The organism is Lysinibacillus sp. BSL11 (genome assembly GCF_052928325.1).
The window spans coordinates 25440-45735 of the sequence record NZ_JAVGCX010000020.1 but is presented as its reverse complement, the minus strand read 5'-3'; the positions used below and the strand labels follow the sequence as shown (position 1 = coordinate 45735).

Sequence of the window (20296 nt, the reverse complement as noted above, 5' to 3'; positions counted from 1 at the left end):
ACTCAATTTGAGGGCTTTTTTTTAAAATTCTAGTAAAAAAAACCGTTATGAATTTCATAACGGTTATCAATGATTGGGTGCTAAATAGTGATTTCACTTTGTATTTTAGTATAGATAGGTGTGTATAAGTCAACATCTGCTTCAGTGGATAACGATACAATTAAACTATATCGCATAGTGTTTTCAACTTTTCCTAACCACTTTCTTTCTCTCCACCAACCAACGGCAGGAAATATTCCTATTAGATTACTTGTAGCTAATTCAGCGGCAGTTCCTTCCCAGGTATCAGAGTGAATAGAACCCACATTTCTTTGTTGGCCTAATAACCAATTGACATTGCTGCTTGTTGATGTTTCTTCTTCATCTTCTGAAACTGCGGCTTTATTAATACTTTTTAAAAATTCTTCTCTATTTCTAGAACCATTTAACTCGAAACGTAAGAGACTAGAAGGATATCTATACTGATTCTTCCAACCCTTTTCACCAGGACCAGGTTCAATGAAATAAGATAAAGTCACCTTAAGCTTAACATTAGTTTCACCTAAATCTAATAGTTGCTGTTTTGGCCAAGGTAATTCATGAACATGCATTTCATTTGTTTTAGGTTGTTTCCCTTTAACAGTTTTATATGGTTGTAATTCAGATTCAATTATCAAATTCACACTATTGTCAACAGAATTTAAAGCTCGATTTAGATTCGGGACCCCATAACCGCAGCTTCTTAAAAGGTTTCTATAGTCTGTTTTATTACCTGTAGTTAAAAACTGACTCTTCATCGTGTTAGTCCACTCTGCAGAATGTACCATTAAAGCTCGTACAGTTTCTGGCCATAATTGAGGGTACTTATTGTATATTTTTGCAGCCATCCAAGAGGCGTGAGCTGTAGCTTCACTAGTCGCGTTTATATAATGAAATTGTCTAGTGAAAATATCATGATACGTTGTTAATGATGAAAAGTTTTCTTCTTCATAGAATTCAGTTGAATTAGTAATACCATTTCCACCTTCGAAAAGGATTTCAGGTTTAATAGGCCATTTTTTATCCCACATTAAAGAAGTTTTAGAAGTGGGGGAAATTCCACCGTAAGGTGCGATGGCATTCATACCTGATATACTTACTAATGCAGGGTCTGATTTAAGTGTATATGCTCCAATAGTGAGTGCATTCCAAGATTGCCCTGGATTTTCGACTGAAGAAGTTTTGTTCGAATCAATATAACCCTCCCAATCACTAGTAGGAATATTTCCAGCCGATATTAACATTAATTTTTTTATCCCATCTACAGCTCCAGATGTTATCTCATCTACAGCAGCAGACCAAGAAGATGGACTGCCATCATAAGTATCTATTTCTGGAGAAGTAACAGCCATACAATTCACTCTAATTCTATTAGGGTGGTTAATTATTTGTTCGCTGATAACTTTACTAGTAATAGCCCCATAAAGTTGTGGCTCATTTTCTCCTTCATCCGGAAGTATTTTAGAAGATTCTAAGGAATGTGTAACAGAGTGAACGTCTGAACTTTCTAATAACATTTTTACATCGTCATATAGTGCTATCCCAGCCATTAAAGTTCCATGACCCATTTGATTATTATCGAACTTATCCCATTCAGGATTGTAAGATATCATATCAGCTTCTTCGATAAAGTCAGAGAGTAGATTATGTGTTCTACGTATTCCTGTATCTAGAACGTTAATTACAACTTGAGATTCAGTATCTTTTTGGATACGCTCTTTAGCATCATCTACCCAATTTATTTGATCTGTATTTTCTAAATCGAGGAAGAATGTATTAGCTTCAGCTGCCCTTCTCATTTCAGCAATAGAAGGACTAAATGAAATTAAATTACTTAAATCGTTTTTATTAGCGTATACCAAGAGTATTGTTCGTTCAGGAAAACGCAAAATTTCTGGAGATACTTCAAGTTCTAATAAAGCAACAGTTTTTCTAAATTGCTTTTCGGTTTCTACACTATCGTCACTCAGCCATATTTCATACCATCTTTTTTCTGATTCACTTAGCCATTGGATATGATTCGCAGGAAAAAATGCTTCAACTAGTGCGACCTGTACATTTTCAATACTGTCAATTAAGTTTTGATTCACAGGATTATTAGATCTTGTTGAATTTTTTTCTAAGTAGTCGGTTGCTTTTTTTATAAAATAATGCTCTTTACCTTTTGGAACAAAAACCGTAGCATATTCTACTTCTTTTTCTGCTACAATTCGATTACGAACATTCAGTAATTTGACTCCTTGTTTTCTGTGTTCAAGACTTTTAATAGTTAGAGCAAAGTCTGGAGTGCTTTGAAATTCTAAATAGGTACCAGTATGTATTGAAAGTGATGCAGCTGTTCTATTACTTTCTCTTGAACTCTCCACCACTTTCCATATTTCATTTAATTTATTTGTGATATATTGGCCGTGGGCGATACGATCCCTAGAAGGCAGCTTCGGCTTCTTACCTCCGGAACTTTTAGAAGTGAAATTTAAATTGCTTTGAGTATTAAATAAAAATAAATTGTCGTGAGTTTGAACCATTCTTATTTCTCCCAAGAATATGTTTTAATTTTTTTCTCTATATTTTTGATTAATATATTTTCATTAACTATGTCTAAATCGTTTAAAATAGTTTCTTTAATTGAATCTTTACATACATTTACTAGTTCTGCATGATTTAAACTTTCAGATAGTTTTCCAACTCTAACTAAATCTATTTCTGGATTGAAAAATTGACCAAGCGTATTCTTAATCAGCTTTTTTCGTTGCGTTGCATCAGGTAGTTTATATACTATTACGTCATCAAACCTTCTAAAAATAGCTGAGTCGAGTAGTTGAGGGTTATTTGTCGCCCCGATAATAAATCCATTGTCATTAGATTCTATATACTGTAAAAAAGAGTTGATGATCCTTCTGATTTCCCCAACGTCATTTTCGAAGTTTCGTTCACTAGCTATTGAATCGAACTCATCGAATAAGTAAACCGCTTCGAAATTAGCCATATAATCAAAAATTTTACTTAATTTCTGACTTGTTTCCCCTAGATACTTTGTCATTATTTTATCTGTGTGAATAATGCACAAGGGGAGTTGTAACTCTGTAGCTAAAACTGATGCGGTCAAAGTTTTACCAGTACCTGGTTTCCCTGCTAAAAGAATTTTTCTTCGATTCATTAGTCCAAATTGAGCTAATTTAGATCTATTCTCGTATTCCTTGATAACATTTATTAAATTATCCTTAACTTCTTTAGATACAACTAAATCAGCCAATCTATAGGTACTATTACGAACTGTAATTAACCCTTCAAGTTCAGGATCTATATATTGAATTTTAGAGGAATTTTTCTTCCCTTTATCAATTAGACTTTTTAAATCACGTGCTAATGCTACATGTCCTTTTTGTGCCTCAGAAGCAGCTACTTGGATGAGTAGAGTGTCGAACCTTGCGTCATCATTTTCGTAATGTGCCTTTACTAGTAATTTAAGTTGTTCAGCAGTTGCCATACTTTTCACCTCCTAATCAAAGTTTGTTAGTTATATTTTACCATTTTAATAAGGGATTTACACCATGGGAGAATAAGATTTTTTGAAAAGATATTGGTTCCTTTTATTAACAATATGCTATCCTGATAACAATTGCCACTAGTATGCTACAAAAACATATCTTTATACTTAAAGTAGCATCACTACATTAAAAATAAACTTTACAACATTTAATTTTAAATTTTTGCACACGATTTGCACACGATGGGAAACTACATAAAAAAATCACCCTTCAATAATCGAAGGGTGACTTGCTTCAAAGCCTTGTGGCTGTAAGATCATATTAAAAAGCCGCGTATGCCGTAGTTATTATAGAAAGTTTTAAACCACCACTCCTCAAAGTGGGTGTTCGCAGAAGTTTTCCTGCTTATCCTCATGCACCGTAGTGTGAGGCCCGTCATTCCAACTCCAATAATAAAACTCCCTTTTACAGCTTAAAGGTTAAAACTTAATATTATACGAACAATGCAGCCTTTATGGATATAATAAAGCATGATCGATAAACATGCAAGTAAGATGATAATGGAAAATTAGTCAATGGGCAAGTGTTCCAAATCGCGTTATAAACATCTTGCACTACCTTCAAAAAGGTGCTGATGTTTCATATTTTTTTCACAAATGCGAACGTAAAATACGAACAACCTTTGCTAAATAAGGTCGACTATGTAAAGATAGGAGCATAAAGAGGATTTTCCTAGTAAAAATGTAAAAGGAGGAAGCAAAAATGGCAGCTTATCCGAATTGTCCAAAATGTCATTCTGAATATACATATGAGGATGGAGCAAACTATGTATGTCCAGAATGTGCGCATGAATGGAGTATGGACGCAACTGAACAAGAATCAGATGCACTTATTGTAAAAGATGCAAATGGTAATCTGTTAGCTGACGGCGATTCAGTTACTGTTATTAAGGATTTAAAGGTGAAGGGTAGTTCTTCCACTTTAAAAATTGGGACAAAGGTAAAAAGTATCCGTTTAGTGGAAGGCGATCATAACATTGACTGTAAAATTGATGGCTTTGGTGCCATGAAATTAAAATCAGAATTTGTGAAAAAGGCCTAACAAACAAAATGCACCTCAACTTTGGTAAAAAAGTTCGAGGTGCTTTTTTGTTTATTGAAAAACCCTACGTAATAGAATGGCAAAAGCTGCGCCAATTAAGGCGAAAATGGTATGTAAAAGTGCAATGTAGCCAGCTCCAATCACTAGCGTTCCTATTTCTGTTAAAGAAAAGGTTGTAATATAGAGCTCATTATTAAGATTATTAATGATAGCCCAAACGAATACAGGCACAGAGCTTATGATAAAAACAATCCAGATGTTTTTATAGAAAAGGTAAGAAAGACAGCCGAAAAGAGCATATGAGAGGACAAAGCCCTTTTGATTGCCGAGTAAGGACGAATTAATGGCAAACATAAAGGATAATACAATAAATATGATATGAAAAAAGGATACTGTTCTTTTCATGGGCAAGTATGCGTTCTGAGTTGATGAATTGACTACTAGCTGCTGACATTGCTGACAAGTTGTTAGATGCCGTTCGACAAATTCTATTGTTGATGCTTGAAGCAGTTGTTTTTTATAAAGAGGTATTAAATCTTCTATAATTGAGCATTCCTGTGACAATACTTTCCCTCCATTCAATCTCTCCTCATTATACGACTTTTTGCGGAAAATAAAAAAAGCCTTCCGTGAATTTTTCAATCGGAAAACTTGTACATGCACCCTATTAGTTTGATGTTAATACTTCATTTGTTAATGCTTGAATATCGATATGTGTTTTTTCCTTTACTGCGTCCTTTAAAATTTCTGTGCGGAAATAATGAACTGTCGCTTCAAGTGGAATGGCCAAAAGTTTTGAAAGGGCTGATTGGTACATATAGACAAATTCTTTGTCAGTATTACCACGCTTTAATTCTGCGAAAGCCTCGTAAAACTGGTCGAGTTTATCCGCAAATTCAAGTAGCCGACCCTCTAAAGTATGATCCTTTCCTTCTTTCATCCGTTCAAAGAAAACAGCCTGAAATTCTTGTGGGATTTCATTGATAATAAATTTTTCCATCATTTTTTCTTCCACGTGTGCGAGCATTTGCTTTAACTCTGGGCTAGCATGTTTTACTGGTGTCTTAATGTCACCAATAAACACTTCCGCAAAGTCATGATTGATTGTCTTTTCATATAAAGATTTCCAATCAACTGTTGCACCGTGCATTTCTTCTAACGTTGCGAAAAACATCGCATATTGTGACACTTTCCAAGAATGGGCTGCCACATTGTGCTCTTCAAATTTGAAGCGACCAGGGCAACGAATGATACGCTCTAAATCATTAAGACTTGTAAAAAATTGGTGAATTCCTATAAAAATCACTCCTTTTTGTTCTATAAGTGCATGTTACTATAAACAATACCCTCTTTATACGGTTTTCAAACAATTTAACAATGATTCAGGCTATGTTTACAAAGGATTCACAATTGCTGATAAAGTAAATTCAGCTTGAATGCTATAATGAAAGGGGCTGATGAAAAGGGGAGTACACAGCATGTTTTCCATTTATACACTTCTTCTTTATATACATATTTTAAGTGCTATTCTTTCGATTGGGCCTTTGTTCGTTGTGCTCACCATTGTAAAAAAAATGCGTACAGCTTCCATGGATGACATGCCACCATATATAGAAGCCTTTAAGGGGGCCATTACGCTCGTCAAACATTCGGGGCATGTACTAGTAGCCTCGGGTATTTTGTTAATGTGGCATGCGGGCTATTATTGGAATACCTCGTGGATTGTATTAACCTTCCTCGTGATGTTTGCATCCATCGTATTTCTAGCAAGAGCGTTTAAACCGACGTTGCGTACTTTTAACACACCAGCATTTAATCATCTACAATTTGTTTCACTGTTGCATCGTAAAACATGGATGTATATAGTATTATTGCTTATTATGCTATGGCTGATGGTAGCAAAGCCCGTTCTTTGGTAAAAAAGATAATGTCATCTGCAGAAAAAGCCCTTTTCACAAGGTGAGAGGCTGATTTCCGTTCCGCCAGCGTCGTCCTTTCCAGGGGGCGTCCGATGAGCCGCTAGATCCCTTAGGAGTGACGCTGGCTCCTCTTCAATCAACCATGCTGCAGAAGTGTCTTTTCCTTATCAGCAGTAGCAATCAAATAACCCATTATTTGAATTAGGGCTTTTATTTTCAATGGGGAGAAGTGATGAGTGACGATACTCCTCACTAAAATGAGTAGTTAATACCTTCACTTTATTTGAAAAACCTTGCTAAAAGGAAACATTTTCACCTTTCATAAAGATTCTATTAATTGGTTTGTTTTTCAACACTATGAAAAAATCGCACCCTTAAGGAGTGCGGTTTTTTTTAGCTTACTAAGCGTTTAAAATAACTTTTTCGAATGAATACATAGCTAATGAGGAAAAGTACAAAGAAACAACAAGAGCTAGCTATGGAAACTTGTAAAAATGCTGTAGAAACCATTGTTCGCATAGCCAAAAGGGTAATTAGCAAGAGTGTAATAGCTATAGTGAATGGTACAAAAATAAGAATCGCCAATTCTTTAGTGATAATGGTAGCTAATTCATTTCTAGAAAGTCCTAACTTACGGATACCAATATACTTTTCCTTCTCTTGTTGTAATGTTGTTTGTAAATAGAAATACAATATACTCATGGCTGCACTTAAGAAAATTAGACTTAACATGGAGCCGATAAAGAACATGACGCTTTTGACAAACATCTCTGTGTTATATAAATCAATTTTGGATGTTACATAACGTTCTCCAGGTAAAGAGGGTAAGTCACTGGTAATAGTTCTTGCCAAATCTGTATGGGCTGTCCAATCTTCCAGTTCATAGATATACGTTTTATAAACAGGGTAGTCAATGGTTTTGTAAATGTCATCAGGTACAATGAAATAACTTTGTTGGAAGCCAGTAGATAGCAGATTTTGCTCATGGGTGCTGGCTAGTTTGAAAGACTTTATAAACAGGTCGCTGGCAGTGTTTATTATTGGTGCTTCACCACGATTACCAGCGGCGGCAATAAACTCATCTTTACTTAGTTTGATTTCCTGATGCTGTATCAGATTAAAATTTGATAAAGGCATATAGCCAATACGTTGATCTTCGTTTGATTTAAATTCAATAAAATACTTGTGAGCTTCAACCGTTGATAAAGTATTTTCAAGATAATCAAGATCAGCCTTTACCATGTTGTCATCAGCTTTTGGATCAGCAATATATTGAAAGCTATATGGATAATTTTCTTCACTAGTCTTTTTTACATTGTAATAAGAGCTAAATAAAATACTTGTACATAGAAAGACACCGCTTAATAGGATAGTAATGAGAAACAGCATATTTGCATGTGATTTCATTTTTGCATTTAAATTGGACGCCAAAAGCATATTTGTTTTTTGAAGATAGGCAGGAGACTTTTCATATATTTTCAATAACAAACGAAATCCTTGTGTAATAACTAAATAAATCGTACTAAGAATGCTAATAAAAAATAACAGATAATAAAGGACACTTAACGTGTCTACAATGGAATGCTCGATTTTTAGCAAGCAAGCTAAAGTGGCAGACATCAAAATACTTAGTATTAATAACCCATAATGAGGCTTAATAGATTTCTCGATAACTGTATCACTTTTTAAGAGTTGGATAGACGCTTCTTTATTAATGAACCTCGTAACAACTGTCGATATCACAACAAATAAAATCAGAAATAATCCTATGGTTATACTAATTGCTTGAAGAGGCATGTACATACCAAATGTTTCTGCCTTTAAAATAACTTTTGCACCCATTAAGAAAAGAGGTGTAATGACAAGGCCGAGAACGATAGCTGCCAGAATAGCTAAAATGCCAATTAACAGATTTTCACGGAAGACCAGCTTACGAATCTGCTTCATGGAAGCCCCAGTAATCATAAATATTCCTAAGGTCTTGGTCTTCTTACGTAAAAATGCTGTGATTGAATAGGTAATGTAGATAAAAGAGAATAAATAAACGAGCATACTAGCTAGCATTAAAGAAATTCCAAGTGTAGAGTCTGGATCTAGGCTTTTCAGATTTGGATGAAAGACGATAACAGAAAATAGAAAGAAAATAATAATAGAAAACATACTACTCAAGAAGTAAGAAACATACGTCCATTTGTCACGTAAAATATTTTGAAGCACAATATGATTAAAGCTCATGCTGTCCACCACCCAGAAAAGCAAGCGTGTCCATAATTTCCTGATAAAATTGCTTACGGTTGTTGCCTCGATGTATTTCGTTATATAATTTCCCATCTTTAATAAAAATAATGCGATTGGCAAAGCTTGCTACATAAGGATCATGTGTCACCATGAGAATAGCCGTATCAAGCTCTTGATTAATTGAGGAAAATAAGTTCATGACATCATTGACAGCCTTTGAATCCAAGTTTCCTGTAGGCTCGTCTGCTAACAATAAACTTGGTCCATGTATAACGGCACGAGCGATGGCTACTCGTTGTTTTTGTCCACCTGAAATTTCATAAATACGTTTAGGCAATAGTTCCTCGATACCGAGAAATTGAGCGACATCCTTTAAACGTTGAAGCATTTTTGAAGCAGGTAGGCTATCTAATGTTAATGGCAATAAAATATTTTCTTTCACTGTTAATGTATGCACAAGATTAAAATCCTGAAATACAAAACCTAGTTCAGTGCGTCTAAATTTGGCGAGGTCCTCATCATTTAATGTGTAAGGATTATGATTGTTTATGAAGATATCGCCAGCGGTAGGACGATCAATAGTGGATACACTATTTAAAAATGTTGTTTTCCCACTACCTGAAGGTCCCATGACAGCTACAAATTCCTGTTGCTGTAGCTGAAAATCGATACCGTTTAACGCTTTATAGGTGATCTCACCGATATATTCCTTGTGCAAATTGGTTACTTGTAGTATGGCGTTACCCAAATTAAAACAACTCCTTTATGGTCATTAGATACCTTTAGTATAGAAAAGGAGCGGCACATAACCTATTTCTCTTGATGACGTGAAGATGACAAAGTTGTCATCTTCATTTTTTAAGACTGTTTGAAAAATTAATCGAAAAAATAGTGACATGCTCAGAAGATTGTAAAGTGAAGGGGTGCTCTAGTGTAGTTAATATTTTTTTCACTAGATATAAGCCTATACCTGTTGCTTCACCACTTGATCGCCCCTTCATACCTGTATAAAATAAATCAAAGACTCGTGCTATTTCGCTAGAAGGAATGGTCTCACCACGATTGGTTATGTGTAAAGCCTCATTTTCATAGTCGATATGAATGGTGCTTGCCATTTCACTATATTTAATGGCGTTATTTAATACTTGATAAAGTACAATTTTTAACCACTTTCGATCTGAATAAATGATTTGGTCTTCAGCAAACGTCAGCTTTGGAAAAACTTCTCTTATGATAAAAAAATCCTTCAAATCATTAATCACTTCTTGCACGAGCCCTTTTAAAACAATAGGTTCAATTTTTAAATCAGCTACTAAATGAGATGTGCGCTCATACGTTAATAACTGATTGAGGGTAAATGTCAATTTATTGCACTCTTTATTGATGGTATGCCATTGCTGCAATTCATCAGTGGTCTTGTTGGGTGTAGCTTGAACGATTAATTGAATAACAGATAAAGGTGTCTTCATTTGATGTGCAAAATGTGATAGAACAAGTTGCTTCTCATGTGCTTGTTCTTCCAATCTTTGCTGTTGGGTTAAAAATAAATACTGTATTTGCCTTAGTTTTTCACTATAGTATTGCTCAATAGCTGCACGTGGTTCAAATAAATGAAGATCATCCTGTGTGTTGATATTTTTTTGTAAATGATGATAAAACTTTCTTCTTCGATAATAACGACCGAGTAGCCACAGAATAAATAGAAAGCTGACAAGAAAAATAAAGTAGGCATAGTGTGCGGATAGGTCATCTAATACATGAATTATCCAAGGTAATAGGAGGAAGCTTATGCTATAGAGAATAATGAAACTAAGATGATCTCGAAAGAATAGTTTCATTTACTTTCCTCCACCAATTGATATCCAAGACCACGAATTGTTTTAATCTCAAGATGAGAGTGTACGGCTTCCAATTTTCTACGTAATCGACCAATATTCACAGACAAAGTATTTTCCTCAACAAAGGTTTCATCATCCCAAATAGCACTTAAAAGCTTTTGACGCGGCACTACATTAGGGTAAGCTTCGAATAATAACTTACTAAGCTGCATTTCTTTTAGCGTTAACAGGCTATCTTTGCCTTTTGTTTGTAGACGAACTGTATCTGGATTTAATGTAGTATTGGCTATAGTTATGGTTGTTGTCTCGGTTAAAGCATATTCACCATAGGTACGTCGAAGTAGTCCATTTACTTTTGCCATGAGGACATCCAATGAAAAGGGCTTTGTAATAAAGTCATCGGCACCATTTTCAATTCCATATACTTGATCAATATCATTTACTCTGGCAGAGACAATGACGATGGGACAGGTTGAGAGTTGACGGATTTTCCGTGACCAAAAATAGCCATCGTAAGTCGGGAGATTGATATCCATAATGACTAGGTGTGGTTGTATCGTATTAAATTCTTCAATAATGTGTGGAAATTGTTGTACAGTAAAGCATTCAAACTGATATTTAGCTAAATGCTCGACAATCAGTGAAGCTATATTTGCATCATCTTCTATTATGTATATTTTGTACATACCTATCGATCCTTCCTTTATTCTATATGTATAATGTACCCTCAATTCAAAAAATCTATAGAAAAATTGTTATTATAAACTTGAGAAAAGAGTCACTACAGATTCAAATTGGCACTGTAATGACTCCTGTTTTTAATCTTTAGGTATATGGAAAGTAACATTTGTACCTTGATTTATAGTACTTTGAATTTGTAATTGTTGGCCATAAATTCTTTTAAGTCGTAGATTTGTATTTCTTATTCCTATACCAGAGCTTGTCCCTTTGTAATCTTCTTGCAATTCCTCTAATAGAGTGGGGCTAATTCCCACACCATCATCAATTACACTAATGGATACATAAGTTGTGAAATCTTTAATACGAATACAAACAGTACCACCTTCTTCCTTCTTTAATATACCGTGTCGAATGGCATTTTCAACTAACGTTTGTAAAGAAATTGGAGGAATGTCAATTTGTATTGTTTCATCAATATCCCATTCAATCTGAATTAATTCTCCAAATCGCTGCTGTTTAATGTAAAGATACGAACGAACTAAATCGAGCTCATGCTGTAGTGGTACTACTCTTTGAAGATTTCGGACATCGAAGCTGGCATGTAAATATTCACCAAAGTGATGCATTAAATCAATCATTCTATCTGTATCAATAGTACTAAGTGAGGCAATGGTATTAAGTGTATTAAATAAGAAGTGTGGTTGGATTTGAGATTGCAGCCAAGCACTTTCTAGATGTAGACGTTGTTGAATACTATATTTTAAATCAATTAAAGCTCGACTTCTTACTTTTAGCTCTAATGCATTAATAGGTTTTGTTACATAATCATTAGCACCATAGGCAAAGCCTGTATAAACATCTTCAGGGTGCTTTCTTATCGTCAATAATAAGATGGGTAATTCCAGCAATGAGTATTGTTTTCGTATTTTTTGAATCACAGCATAGCCTGAAATATACGGAAGCATTGCATCAACAATTACTAAATCCCATGCTTCTTGCTGAATGAGGGCTAGAGCTTTCTCACTGCTTGTAACAGTAGTAATTTCGTATTCAGAGATCGAAAATATACTTTTCATCGTTGCTAAATTCATAGGGTCATCATCAATCATTAAAATCCTGAAATGCTTATCTGACACCATGGATAACTCTTGTTCATTTGTTGTGGATAGCTGAGTTTTAGCTTGTGCATTAAAGGTTGCGTATTCCTGATTTTGTGTGCTTTCATCTGCAAGAGGTAATGTAAAATAAATATTCGTTCCTTTGTTAGGAATAGATTGTATATTTAACGTACCACCATGCAATTCAATCAGTTTTTTTGAAATAAGTAGGCCAATACCAATGCCTTCATCATATTCCTGACCCTGTTCATAGGGAGAATACAAAAGACTTTGTACAAAATTGTCCATTCCTTGTCCAGTATCACGAATGTGGATAATAGCCATATGCTGTTTTTCACGAGCAATAATTTCTATAGAGCCTTCACCTGTATACTTTAGGGCATTATGCAAAATGTTAAATAGGATTTGAATAAGGCGATTTTCGTCGGCTAATACATTTGGGAAATTTGGTGGTACTAAAGACACCATATGTATTTGCTTACCATTTGCAATAAAGCGGAGGATATCAAAAACTCCATAAACAGCACCTTGAAGATTTACACTTTGTGTATGAAGATGTAAATCTCCTTCTTTTAAACGAGTAAAATCCTGTATGTTGTTTAACGTAAAGGACATACTTCTACCTATATCGATTAGGTGTTTAAGGTTTTTTTCATCTTCAGTAACAAGTTTGTTCTGTGGGTTGTCATAAATGGATTGACCTAGGGTAATCATCCTATTCATTGGACTCCAAAGTTTTTCTGCATTGCTTGTAAGGAATTCATCTTTTAAAGCATCCTCGTGTTGTAGCTTTGTCACTAAGTTTTGAATTTGCTGAGAGTTCTCATGAAAACGTTTGAACCAATAGCTAGAAAAACCAAGCATGATAAATAAATAATCGAATGGATAAACGGGAATATCGAATACGTATACAGATTTAATGAAGCCCCATATAATACCATTTGTTGTGCCGATAGCTGTTAGTGCAATAAAAGCAGAGCTTCTTTTTTGGTTTTCTAGATACTCTCTAAGAGCCAGTACCACTACGTAAAGAAAGGATACTAGATAAAGTACGAAGAAAATATTCTTCGTAGGTATCAGCCATGGCATTGGTAAAACAATCGTGAGTATTGCATTTAAAATATAACAAGCAAAAATCCATTGAAATGTTTTAGTGTTGTGATATTTGACTAAGAGGACTCTCATAAACTGAACAAAGAAAAAGGAGGCTCCTAGGAAAATAATGGAAGAAAGCTTATAGGACCATACATAATTCATGTGCAACCAATCCAGTAGGGAGCGATCAAACGTAATTAATTCATCTGCTAAGGGCAAAAGAAAGCCAAATGTGAAAAGTAAAACGATAGATTTTCGATAGATGAACAAATATACAAGTATGCTAAAAAGAGAGAATATGATTAGCATAACTACAATAGTTGAAAGAGATAGCCCTACAATTAATTGATGATGTGTCATTGCCAAAGCAGTGCCAAATAAAATCCTTTTATTAATAATAGGACTTGTAGGTGTATCAAAATTAGATACATGAAGTATGAGATTAATTTCAGATTGCGTATTAGTAAAATAAACAGTATAAGGTGCAGCCTGACCTTCATGGTCTTCCGCATTATCTGCTACTTTGCCTGATTTCCCTACTAGCTTTCCATTTATATATAAGTTTGAAGCAGTTGAGATAGCAGGGATACGAATGGCATATCGATCATTATCTGAAGTGTTAGGTAGCAGAATTCTTAACTGATAAGTGCCATAGGGTTGAGTTGTTCGCTCTTTTTTTAATGCAGGAATATTTTGTATATTATAGGTATTGCTATGACTCTCTTTGTTACCCCCCTTATTTTCAGCATTCACAAATTGTCCAGGATAATAGATCCATCCTCCATCCAAGGAAATAACTTCTTCTTCCGAAGTAGTCAAATTGTTTATGTTGACCACACCATCTTTGGCACTAGGCTGATGTGTAGAGGGGAGGAAATAGTTTAACCATAATAACCTTAGAAAAGTAAGGACTATAAAAATGGCAATTATAATAAGTAGATGTTGGGTAGAAGCTTTTCTCAACACAGCAATTTTCCCTCCTAATGAATCTCTATCTACCATGCCACGAAATTGGAAAAAAGAAAATATAATGGATAATAAAAGAATGCTTTAAGCCTATATAAATAGAACAATTTGGAGTTAGTAGTACTATCGATTTTTTCCTTTTAAATTGAAGAAGGAAAAAATCATTAGTGTTTAAGTTTTCTTTAAGAGGTTTGACGTATGATGATTGAATAAGTATATCGAAATTTAAACATAGATAAGATTAACGACAAAACATCTCAATGGGAGAAATGATCTATTGTGGGTAAATTCAAGTTAAAGTTATCGTTTCTTATTATTAGTGTGACAACTATTGTTGTCCTCGTGACATCTAGTATTAGTATTTGGATTAGCTATCGTAATTTCAATGAAATTTTGAAGGAACATAAAGCAAATGTACAAGAAACTTATGTAATGGAAGTCTCGACAATTACAGAAAGCTATTTACAAGATGCTAAGACAGATGACCATTCATTAGAGCCGTATACGCAACAAATAGTTGATACTTTACTTGGTGAAGGAATAGTGTCCTTCAATTTGTTTTTTAAAAAAGTCCTAGGCCCAATCATAATAGTTATAGCAACTATTATGGGGTTTGCTATTTGGTTTGCTATCAAAATTACACAGCCTCTTAAAGAGCTATCGAAAAGGATTGAAGTAGATGAAGGAGCACAAGGGATTGAGGAAATCGCTGATTGGTATGATGAGGTAAATTTATTGAAAAAGAATGTTCAAAATATGATGATCTGTTCGGAAAGTAAAATCAATGACTTAACAGAGCAGTTGAACTTAGATTCACTAACAGGGATTCTTAATCGCAGAAGAATGGATCAAATTTTACACAAATTAATTATTGATAAGGTTCCCCATGCCATTATCTTAATAGATTTAGATGATTTTAAAAGTATAAATGATACATATGGTCATACTGTAGGGGATGAAGTTTTAAAAGCCTTTGCGATGACTATGCAGAGCAGTGTCGGGGAAAAGGGTTTTTGCTTTAGATTTGGCGGCGAAGAATTTATGGTCATCTTACCTTCTATGAATATAGAGGATGCAGTTCAACTAGCGGAAAGTCTCCGAATTAAACAAGGTTTACAAGAAACTGTGTGTGGGAGACCTGTGACAATGTCTGCTGGAATTACGGCTTTTACCCCTAATGTCCAGAGTCCCAATCAATTGATAGAAATTGCAGATCATGCTTTATATAAGGCTAAACAATCTGGAAGAAACTGTTTATGTGTTGTAAGTAATATGAGACAAATGATTGTTAAATAATATTAAACTATACAAGCATGCTAGCACTTGACGCTAGCATGTTTTTTCATGTGTCCTTAGGGGTAAACGCTTGTTTCGTACTCTTTTTCATGTGCCTGTAAGACATTTTGAAAAAGTTCTGTGGTTTCCTGAGATGGTGACACATTTAATTCTGTTAATAGAAGGCTATTAAACGAATGATATATTTTTATAGCTTCTGCGCGATTTCCAATTTCAGTATAATGTTGGATTAATTGCTGCACGATTTTGTCGGAATACGGGTTAAACTCTAAAGCAAATAACAATGAACGCTCTCTGTTTTTAAGATTCTGATTTTTAGAGTAATAAAGTATCAATTCATCAAGTAGTTGACTAAATTGTTTATTCATCAAATTTGCTTTACTAGTAGTCCATGCATAGTCCATTGTTGCCATAAACTCACCATGGTAATTTTGGATGAGTTCCTCAGCTTTTTCAATATTTAATCTTCCTGTTTCAGCTTTGGTATTTAAGATATCCTCCAAATCAAAGGCATCACATTGAAAATCGTTTAGTTTCAGAATATAGCAGCCATTCGCATATTCAATGACATCCGTGTAGCCATAAGCTGAAAGTGTTGTACGTAAGTAGGAGACAGTAGTATGCAATTGTACTCTGGCTTTTTTTACATCCGTATCACTCCAAAGTGAATCTAAAATGTTATCACGAGGTACTGGCATATGAAGCTGTAAAAATAGAAAGGCAAACAACTCTTTTGTTTTAATTGTTCTCCAATGAATTACTTTTTCATCAAAAGAAACGACAAACTCTCCAAAGCATCTGATTTGAAGCATAGGCTTTTGATGCGTTCGAGTTTTCTCCGATGATAGTTCTTTTTGGAATAGCTTTTGTATTCTGTTAATTGTCATTTCTAAGCGAGATTTTGAAACTGGCTTTAATAAATAATCAAGAGATTGTACATCAAATGCCTGAACAGCATAGTCTCGATAGGCAGTTACAAATATGATACAGATATTTTTATCCCATGTTTTTAACAATTGTGCTACTTCTAATCCGCTCATACCGGGCATTTCAACGTCTAAAAATGCTACTTGAAAGTCTAAGGTAGGTCCTTCTTTCAGTACATCCTTTGCTGTAGTAAAGGTTCGAATGACCTCTATGTTATCAAATTCATTTAAATGTTTTTTCATACTAACCAGAGCTAATGGCTCATCGTCCACGACAATTACCCGAATCACATAAGGAACCTCCTTTTCATAAATATGGCTGTATGATCAGATTGAGATATCTATTATAGATCCTTTGTATGGGTGAGTGGGAGCTGTTTGTTGCTGAGGTAGTTCTTTCAGTAATTCAATTGCTGTAGTTGTGTTTAAATTAAGAGCATTTTGCATGACACTCATCTGTACTGTTTGTTGGAGCTCCATCAGCTGAGATGACATAAGTGAATTAACCTCCATTTTTATATTCCCTCCTTTTCTTTTTTTATCGGCTAAATATAGCAAATATCTAATATAAAAAAGTCCTAGACAGCCCTACTAAATTATAGTTTATACGCAATAAATTGATTAAATTACTAAAAAATTAATTGAAATTGTATATTTTTCCGTTTTTATAGTAATAATTCCTAATATCAGGCAGCTAGTCCTGAGTTATTAATTTGCAAACTTATTGTTGCTTACATAATAGAGCGTTCAACTCTAGTGTGCTAGCAACAGATTTGCAACAAATAATAAAATGATGGAGGTATTACTAAACATGAAGAAAAGAGCATTAGCTTTAGCGGTAGTATTGACTTTTGGTGTGAGTCTCTATACTAGTCCTTCCTTTGCTAAGGACAAAACGCCAGGTAATATACTATGGACACTCCCGCAAATTTATAATTTAACTGTAGGTGAGTTCCAGCAATTAAATGAAAAGGATTCATTATGGTTTTACCCAGAGCAAGACTTAGTAAAAGACACGTCAAAAGCAGAAGAACCGTTGGGGGATGAATATGTCATCAAGGGTGGCGATACTTTATTTTCAATAGCTCGTATTAATAATGTGACAGTAGACGATTTGAAAAAATGGAATCACCTTGCGTCAGACTTGATTTTAGCTGGTGAATCGCTAGCTATTAAAGCGTCAGCTGCAAAACCAAAGCCAAAAACTTCCGAGGGGATTGCAACAGCTACTAAGCCTGCTGCACCAGCCAAAACAAAACCAGCAAGTGCTCCAGCAACTGTTTCTGGTAAAACATTAACAATGCGTGCTACTGCCTATACAGCCTATTGTGAAGGCTGTTCAGGAATTACAGCCAATGGAACAGATATAAGATCGAATCCTAATTTAAAGGTAATAGCTGTAGATCCACGAGTTATTCCACTCGGTACGAAGGTTTGGGTGGAAGGTTATGGTGAAGCAATTGCTGCTGATACAGGGGGAGCTATTAAAGGAAATAAAATCGATGTATTTATTCCTACTGAAGGACAAGCACTTCAGTGGGGTGTCAAAACAGTAACGGTAAAAATCTTAAATTAATTATGGAAGGGGTTTCTCGAACTTTGGGAAATCCCTTTTATTTTGGTTGATTTTCCTATTTAAGCTCCAATGAAATAGGAGCCATTATAGAAGCATAAATGACTAATTGTGCATAAGTACTGAAGAAATTGGAAATCATCAGAAAGAGAGGAGGTATTTTTATGAAAAAAATAAGCTTAATGAGTCTTTCTTTACTAATTTTTGTTGCGGGTTGCAGTTTTTTTGATAAGAAAGAGGAAAAAGTAGCTGTCAATGCATCTTCCCCTTTAACAGCTACTGCAAAAGTGATTGGTGCTAACAATGAAAGCTATGGCAATGCATATCTTCAAGAGGAAGATAATGGCGTTATGATGACGCTTGCATTAACAGGCTTACCACCAGGCACACACGGTATCCATATTCATGAAGTAGGAAAGTGTGAGCCACCTAAATTTGAATCAGCAGGAGCCCATTTTAATCCAACAAACAAGGAACATGGTAAATTAAATCCTAATGGCTATCATTTAGGGGACCTACCAAATTTGGAAATTGGTGAAGATGGCAATGTGGATCTTAACTTTTTAGCTGAGGGGTTAACTTTACAAAAGGATCAACCTAATTCGCTATTAGATAGTGATGGAAGTGCTATTGTCATTCATGAATCAGCGGATGATTATAAAACAGATCCTGCTGGTAATTCTGGAGCAAGAATAGCTTGTGGAGCCATTCAATAGTATAGAATGTATGACTGTATCTGTTTGTTTTCAGATGCAGTTTTTTATATTCTATTCATTATTTATACAGTTAGAATAGTTATTTTATTTTATTAAAAAAAGAAAATATGAGTTTATTATAGATATAAAGGGGGTAATTAAATAAAGCTATAGCTCTGTAAATTAATGGGTGGTAAGTAGTTTTGTATAATTATAAAAGTCTGAATTTACTATAAATATATTGACATTATTATACTAAGTTTGTTAATTTTAAATAGATTCTTAAAAATAACCAAAGGGGGAAGGTTACTATGAAGAAGAAACAATTTAATCTAATAATGCTATTAAGTATCTTTGCGCTTATGATATTAGCCGCATGTGGATCAGATAGTGGGAGTGGTTCGAAGGACACTGGAGAAGACTCCGAATCAACCGAAAAACCTAAGTTTTTAAGTTTATTAACAGGTGGCACACAAGGTACTTACTATGCGCTTGGAGGTACGTTTGCTGATTTAATTACCACTGATACAGGCATTAAAACTACTGCAGAGGTATCTCAGGCATCTGCTGCCAATATGACTGCTTTACAAGAAGGAAAAGGTGAGATTGCATTTGTTCAAACGGATATTGCTTATTATGCTACTGAAGGTAAGATGATGTTTGATGGCAATAAAATTGATACAATTTCAGCTTTGGGTGCGCTTTATCCAGAAACAGTGCAACTTGTTACAACTGAAGCTTCAGGTATTAAAACATATGCAGATTTAAAAGGTAAAAAAGTATCAGTGGGTGCGCCAGGCTCAGGTACTTACGCAAATGCTGAACAATTACTTGAAATCAATGGATTAACAATGGATGATATCAAGGCACAAAACCTTGATTTTGGTGAATCAACAGATGGTCTTCAATCAGGTCAAATAGATGCTGCATTTATTACAGCAGGTACACCAACAGGTGCTGTTGAAGCGTTAAATGCTACAACGAAAGTGAATATTATCGGTTTAGATGCGGGTAAAGCTGATGAAATAATTGCTAAATACCCTTACTATGCAAAAGACACAGTAAAAGCTGGTACTTATGGTATTGCAAAAGATGTGGAGACAGTTTCAGTTCTGGCTATGCTAGCGGTGAAGAAGGATCTTCCGGAAGATGTTGTTTATTCAATGACAAAAGCTATTTATGATAATACAAATAAAATTTCTCACGATAAAGGAAGATTTATTAAGGCAGAAACAGGTTTAGATGGTATTAGTATTGACATTCATCCAGGCGCACAAAAATACTTTGATGAAAAGAAATAGTGTGAATAGTGCTTGAAACTTTCTAAAAAATACGAAGGGGCTC

The 20296-nt window shown here is 34.7% G+C and carries 17 protein-coding genes and 1 other RNA gene; 6 read left to right on the top strand and 12 right to left on the bottom strand.

Translation table 11 applies throughout. The features are described 5' to 3' along the window. Positions 1 to 80 precede the first annotated feature (80 nt). The 3 genes from RCJ95_RS20500 to ssrS form a co-directional block, all read right to left on the bottom strand. Entirely contained in the window at positions 81 to 2543 is a 2463-nt protein-coding gene (locus tag RCJ95_RS20500) for a S8 family peptidase (RefSeq protein WP_446722692.1), read from the bottom strand. A 2-nt stretch (positions 2544 to 2545) separates the two neighbouring features. Continuing rightward, positions 2546 to 3505, bottom strand: coding sequence for an AAA family ATPase (locus tag RCJ95_RS20495; protein WP_446722691.1), 960 nt, complete (start codon positions 3503 to 3505; stop codon positions 2546 to 2548). Between the two features lie 323 nt (positions 3506 to 3828). Next, positions 3829 to 4021, bottom strand: a non-coding RNA gene (ssrS, locus tag RCJ95_RS20490) — 6S RNA. Positions 4022 to 4268: 247 nt separating this feature from the next. Between ssrS and RCJ95_RS20485 the strand changes: the two genes are divergently transcribed. Then, complete coding sequence (locus RCJ95_RS20485; protein WP_048393229.1) at positions 4269 to 4607, top strand: zinc ribbon domain-containing protein YjdM; 339 nt, start codon at positions 4269 to 4271, stop codon at positions 4605 to 4607. Positions 4608 to 4658: 51 nt separating this feature from the next. Here the strand turns inward: RCJ95_RS20485 and RCJ95_RS20480 are convergent, their stop codons facing one another. Together RCJ95_RS20480 and RCJ95_RS20475 are read right to left on the bottom strand one after the other, a co-directional pair. Further along, positions 4659 to 5171: a zf-HC2 domain-containing protein gene (locus RCJ95_RS20480; RefSeq protein WP_257521027.1), complete on the bottom strand. Its 513-nt coding sequence runs from the start codon at positions 5169 to 5171 to the stop codon at positions 4659 to 4661. A 103-nt stretch (positions 5172 to 5274) separates the two neighbouring features. After that, the gene (locus RCJ95_RS20475) at positions 5275 to 5913 is read right to left on the bottom strand and encodes a YfbR-like 5'-deoxynucleotidase (protein WP_004229813.1); all 639 of its coding nucleotides are present in this window, start codon (positions 5911 to 5913) and stop codon (positions 5275 to 5277) included. A 172-nt stretch (positions 5914 to 6085) separates the two neighbouring features. On the opposite strand from RCJ95_RS20475, the gene RCJ95_RS20470 reads away from it, so the two are divergent. Continuing rightward, complete coding sequence (locus RCJ95_RS20470) at positions 6086 to 6526, top strand: hypothetical protein (protein ID WP_004229811.1); 441 nt, start codon at positions 6086 to 6088, stop codon at positions 6524 to 6526. Between the two features lie 393 nt (positions 6527 to 6919). Here RCJ95_RS20470 and RCJ95_RS20465 read toward each other — a convergent pair whose 3' ends face one another. From RCJ95_RS20465 to RCJ95_RS20445, 5 genes are all read right to left on the bottom strand, one after another. Then, on the bottom strand, positions 6920 to 8761 hold the full coding sequence (locus tag RCJ95_RS20465) for an FtsX-like permease family protein (protein ID WP_221679029.1): 1842 nt from the start codon (positions 8759 to 8761) through the stop codon (positions 6920 to 6922). After that, positions 8751 to 9512, bottom strand: a complete 762-nt coding sequence (locus tag RCJ95_RS20460; RefSeq protein WP_221679030.1) for an ABC transporter ATP-binding protein — start codon at positions 9510 to 9512, stop codon at positions 8751 to 8753. The genes RCJ95_RS20465 and RCJ95_RS20460 overlap by 11 nt, the downstream gene beginning before the upstream one ends. 103 nt (positions 9513 to 9615) lie before the next feature. After that, on the bottom strand, positions 9616 to 10602 hold the full coding sequence (locus tag RCJ95_RS20455) for a sensor histidine kinase (protein WP_221679032.1): 987 nt from the start codon (positions 10600 to 10602) through the stop codon (positions 9616 to 9618). Further along, positions 10599 to 11288 (bottom strand): response regulator transcription factor, encoded by a 690-nt coding sequence (locus RCJ95_RS20450; protein WP_257521030.1) that lies wholly within the window; start codon positions 11286 to 11288, stop codon positions 10599 to 10601. The genes RCJ95_RS20455 and RCJ95_RS20450 overlap by 4 nt, the downstream gene beginning before the upstream one ends. A 132-nt stretch (positions 11289 to 11420) precedes the next feature. After that, positions 11421 to 14462, bottom strand: coding sequence for an ATP-binding protein (locus RCJ95_RS20445; protein ID WP_446722690.1), 3042 nt, complete (start codon positions 14460 to 14462; stop codon positions 11421 to 11423). A 279-nt stretch (positions 14463 to 14741) separates the two neighbouring features. Between RCJ95_RS20445 and RCJ95_RS20440 the strand changes: the two genes are divergently transcribed. Beyond that, entirely contained in the window at positions 14742 to 15758 is a 1017-nt protein-coding gene (locus RCJ95_RS20440; protein ID WP_221679039.1) for a GGDEF domain-containing protein, read from the top strand. 56 nt (positions 15759 to 15814) lie between these two features. On the opposite strand, the gene RCJ95_RS20435 is transcribed toward RCJ95_RS20440, so the two are convergent. After that, positions 15815 to 16975, bottom strand: coding sequence for a response regulator (locus RCJ95_RS20435; RefSeq protein WP_221679041.1), 1161 nt, complete (start codon positions 16973 to 16975; stop codon positions 15815 to 15817). A 36-nt stretch (positions 16976 to 17011) separates the two neighbouring features. Further along, complete coding sequence (locus RCJ95_RS20430; RefSeq protein ID WP_004229797.1) at positions 17012 to 17197, bottom strand: putative motility protein; 186 nt, start codon at positions 17195 to 17197, stop codon at positions 17012 to 17014. 298 nt (positions 17198 to 17495) lie between these two features. Between RCJ95_RS20430 and RCJ95_RS20425 the strand changes: the two genes are divergently transcribed. From RCJ95_RS20425 to RCJ95_RS20415, 3 genes are all read left to right on the top strand, one after another. Next, positions 17496 to 18260, top strand: a complete 765-nt coding sequence (locus RCJ95_RS20425) for a 3D domain-containing protein (RefSeq protein ID WP_446722689.1) — start codon at positions 17496 to 17498, stop codon at positions 18258 to 18260. Positions 18261 to 18421: 161 nt separating this feature from the next. Further along, complete coding sequence (locus tag RCJ95_RS20420; RefSeq protein ID WP_004229793.1) at positions 18422 to 18973, top strand: superoxide dismutase family protein; 552 nt, start codon at positions 18422 to 18424, stop codon at positions 18971 to 18973. Positions 18974 to 19263: 290 nt separating this feature from the next. Continuing rightward, entirely contained in the window at positions 19264 to 20253 is a 990-nt protein-coding gene (locus tag RCJ95_RS20415) for a TAXI family TRAP transporter solute-binding subunit (protein WP_446722688.1), read from the top strand. Positions 20254 to 20296 lie beyond the last annotated feature (43 nt).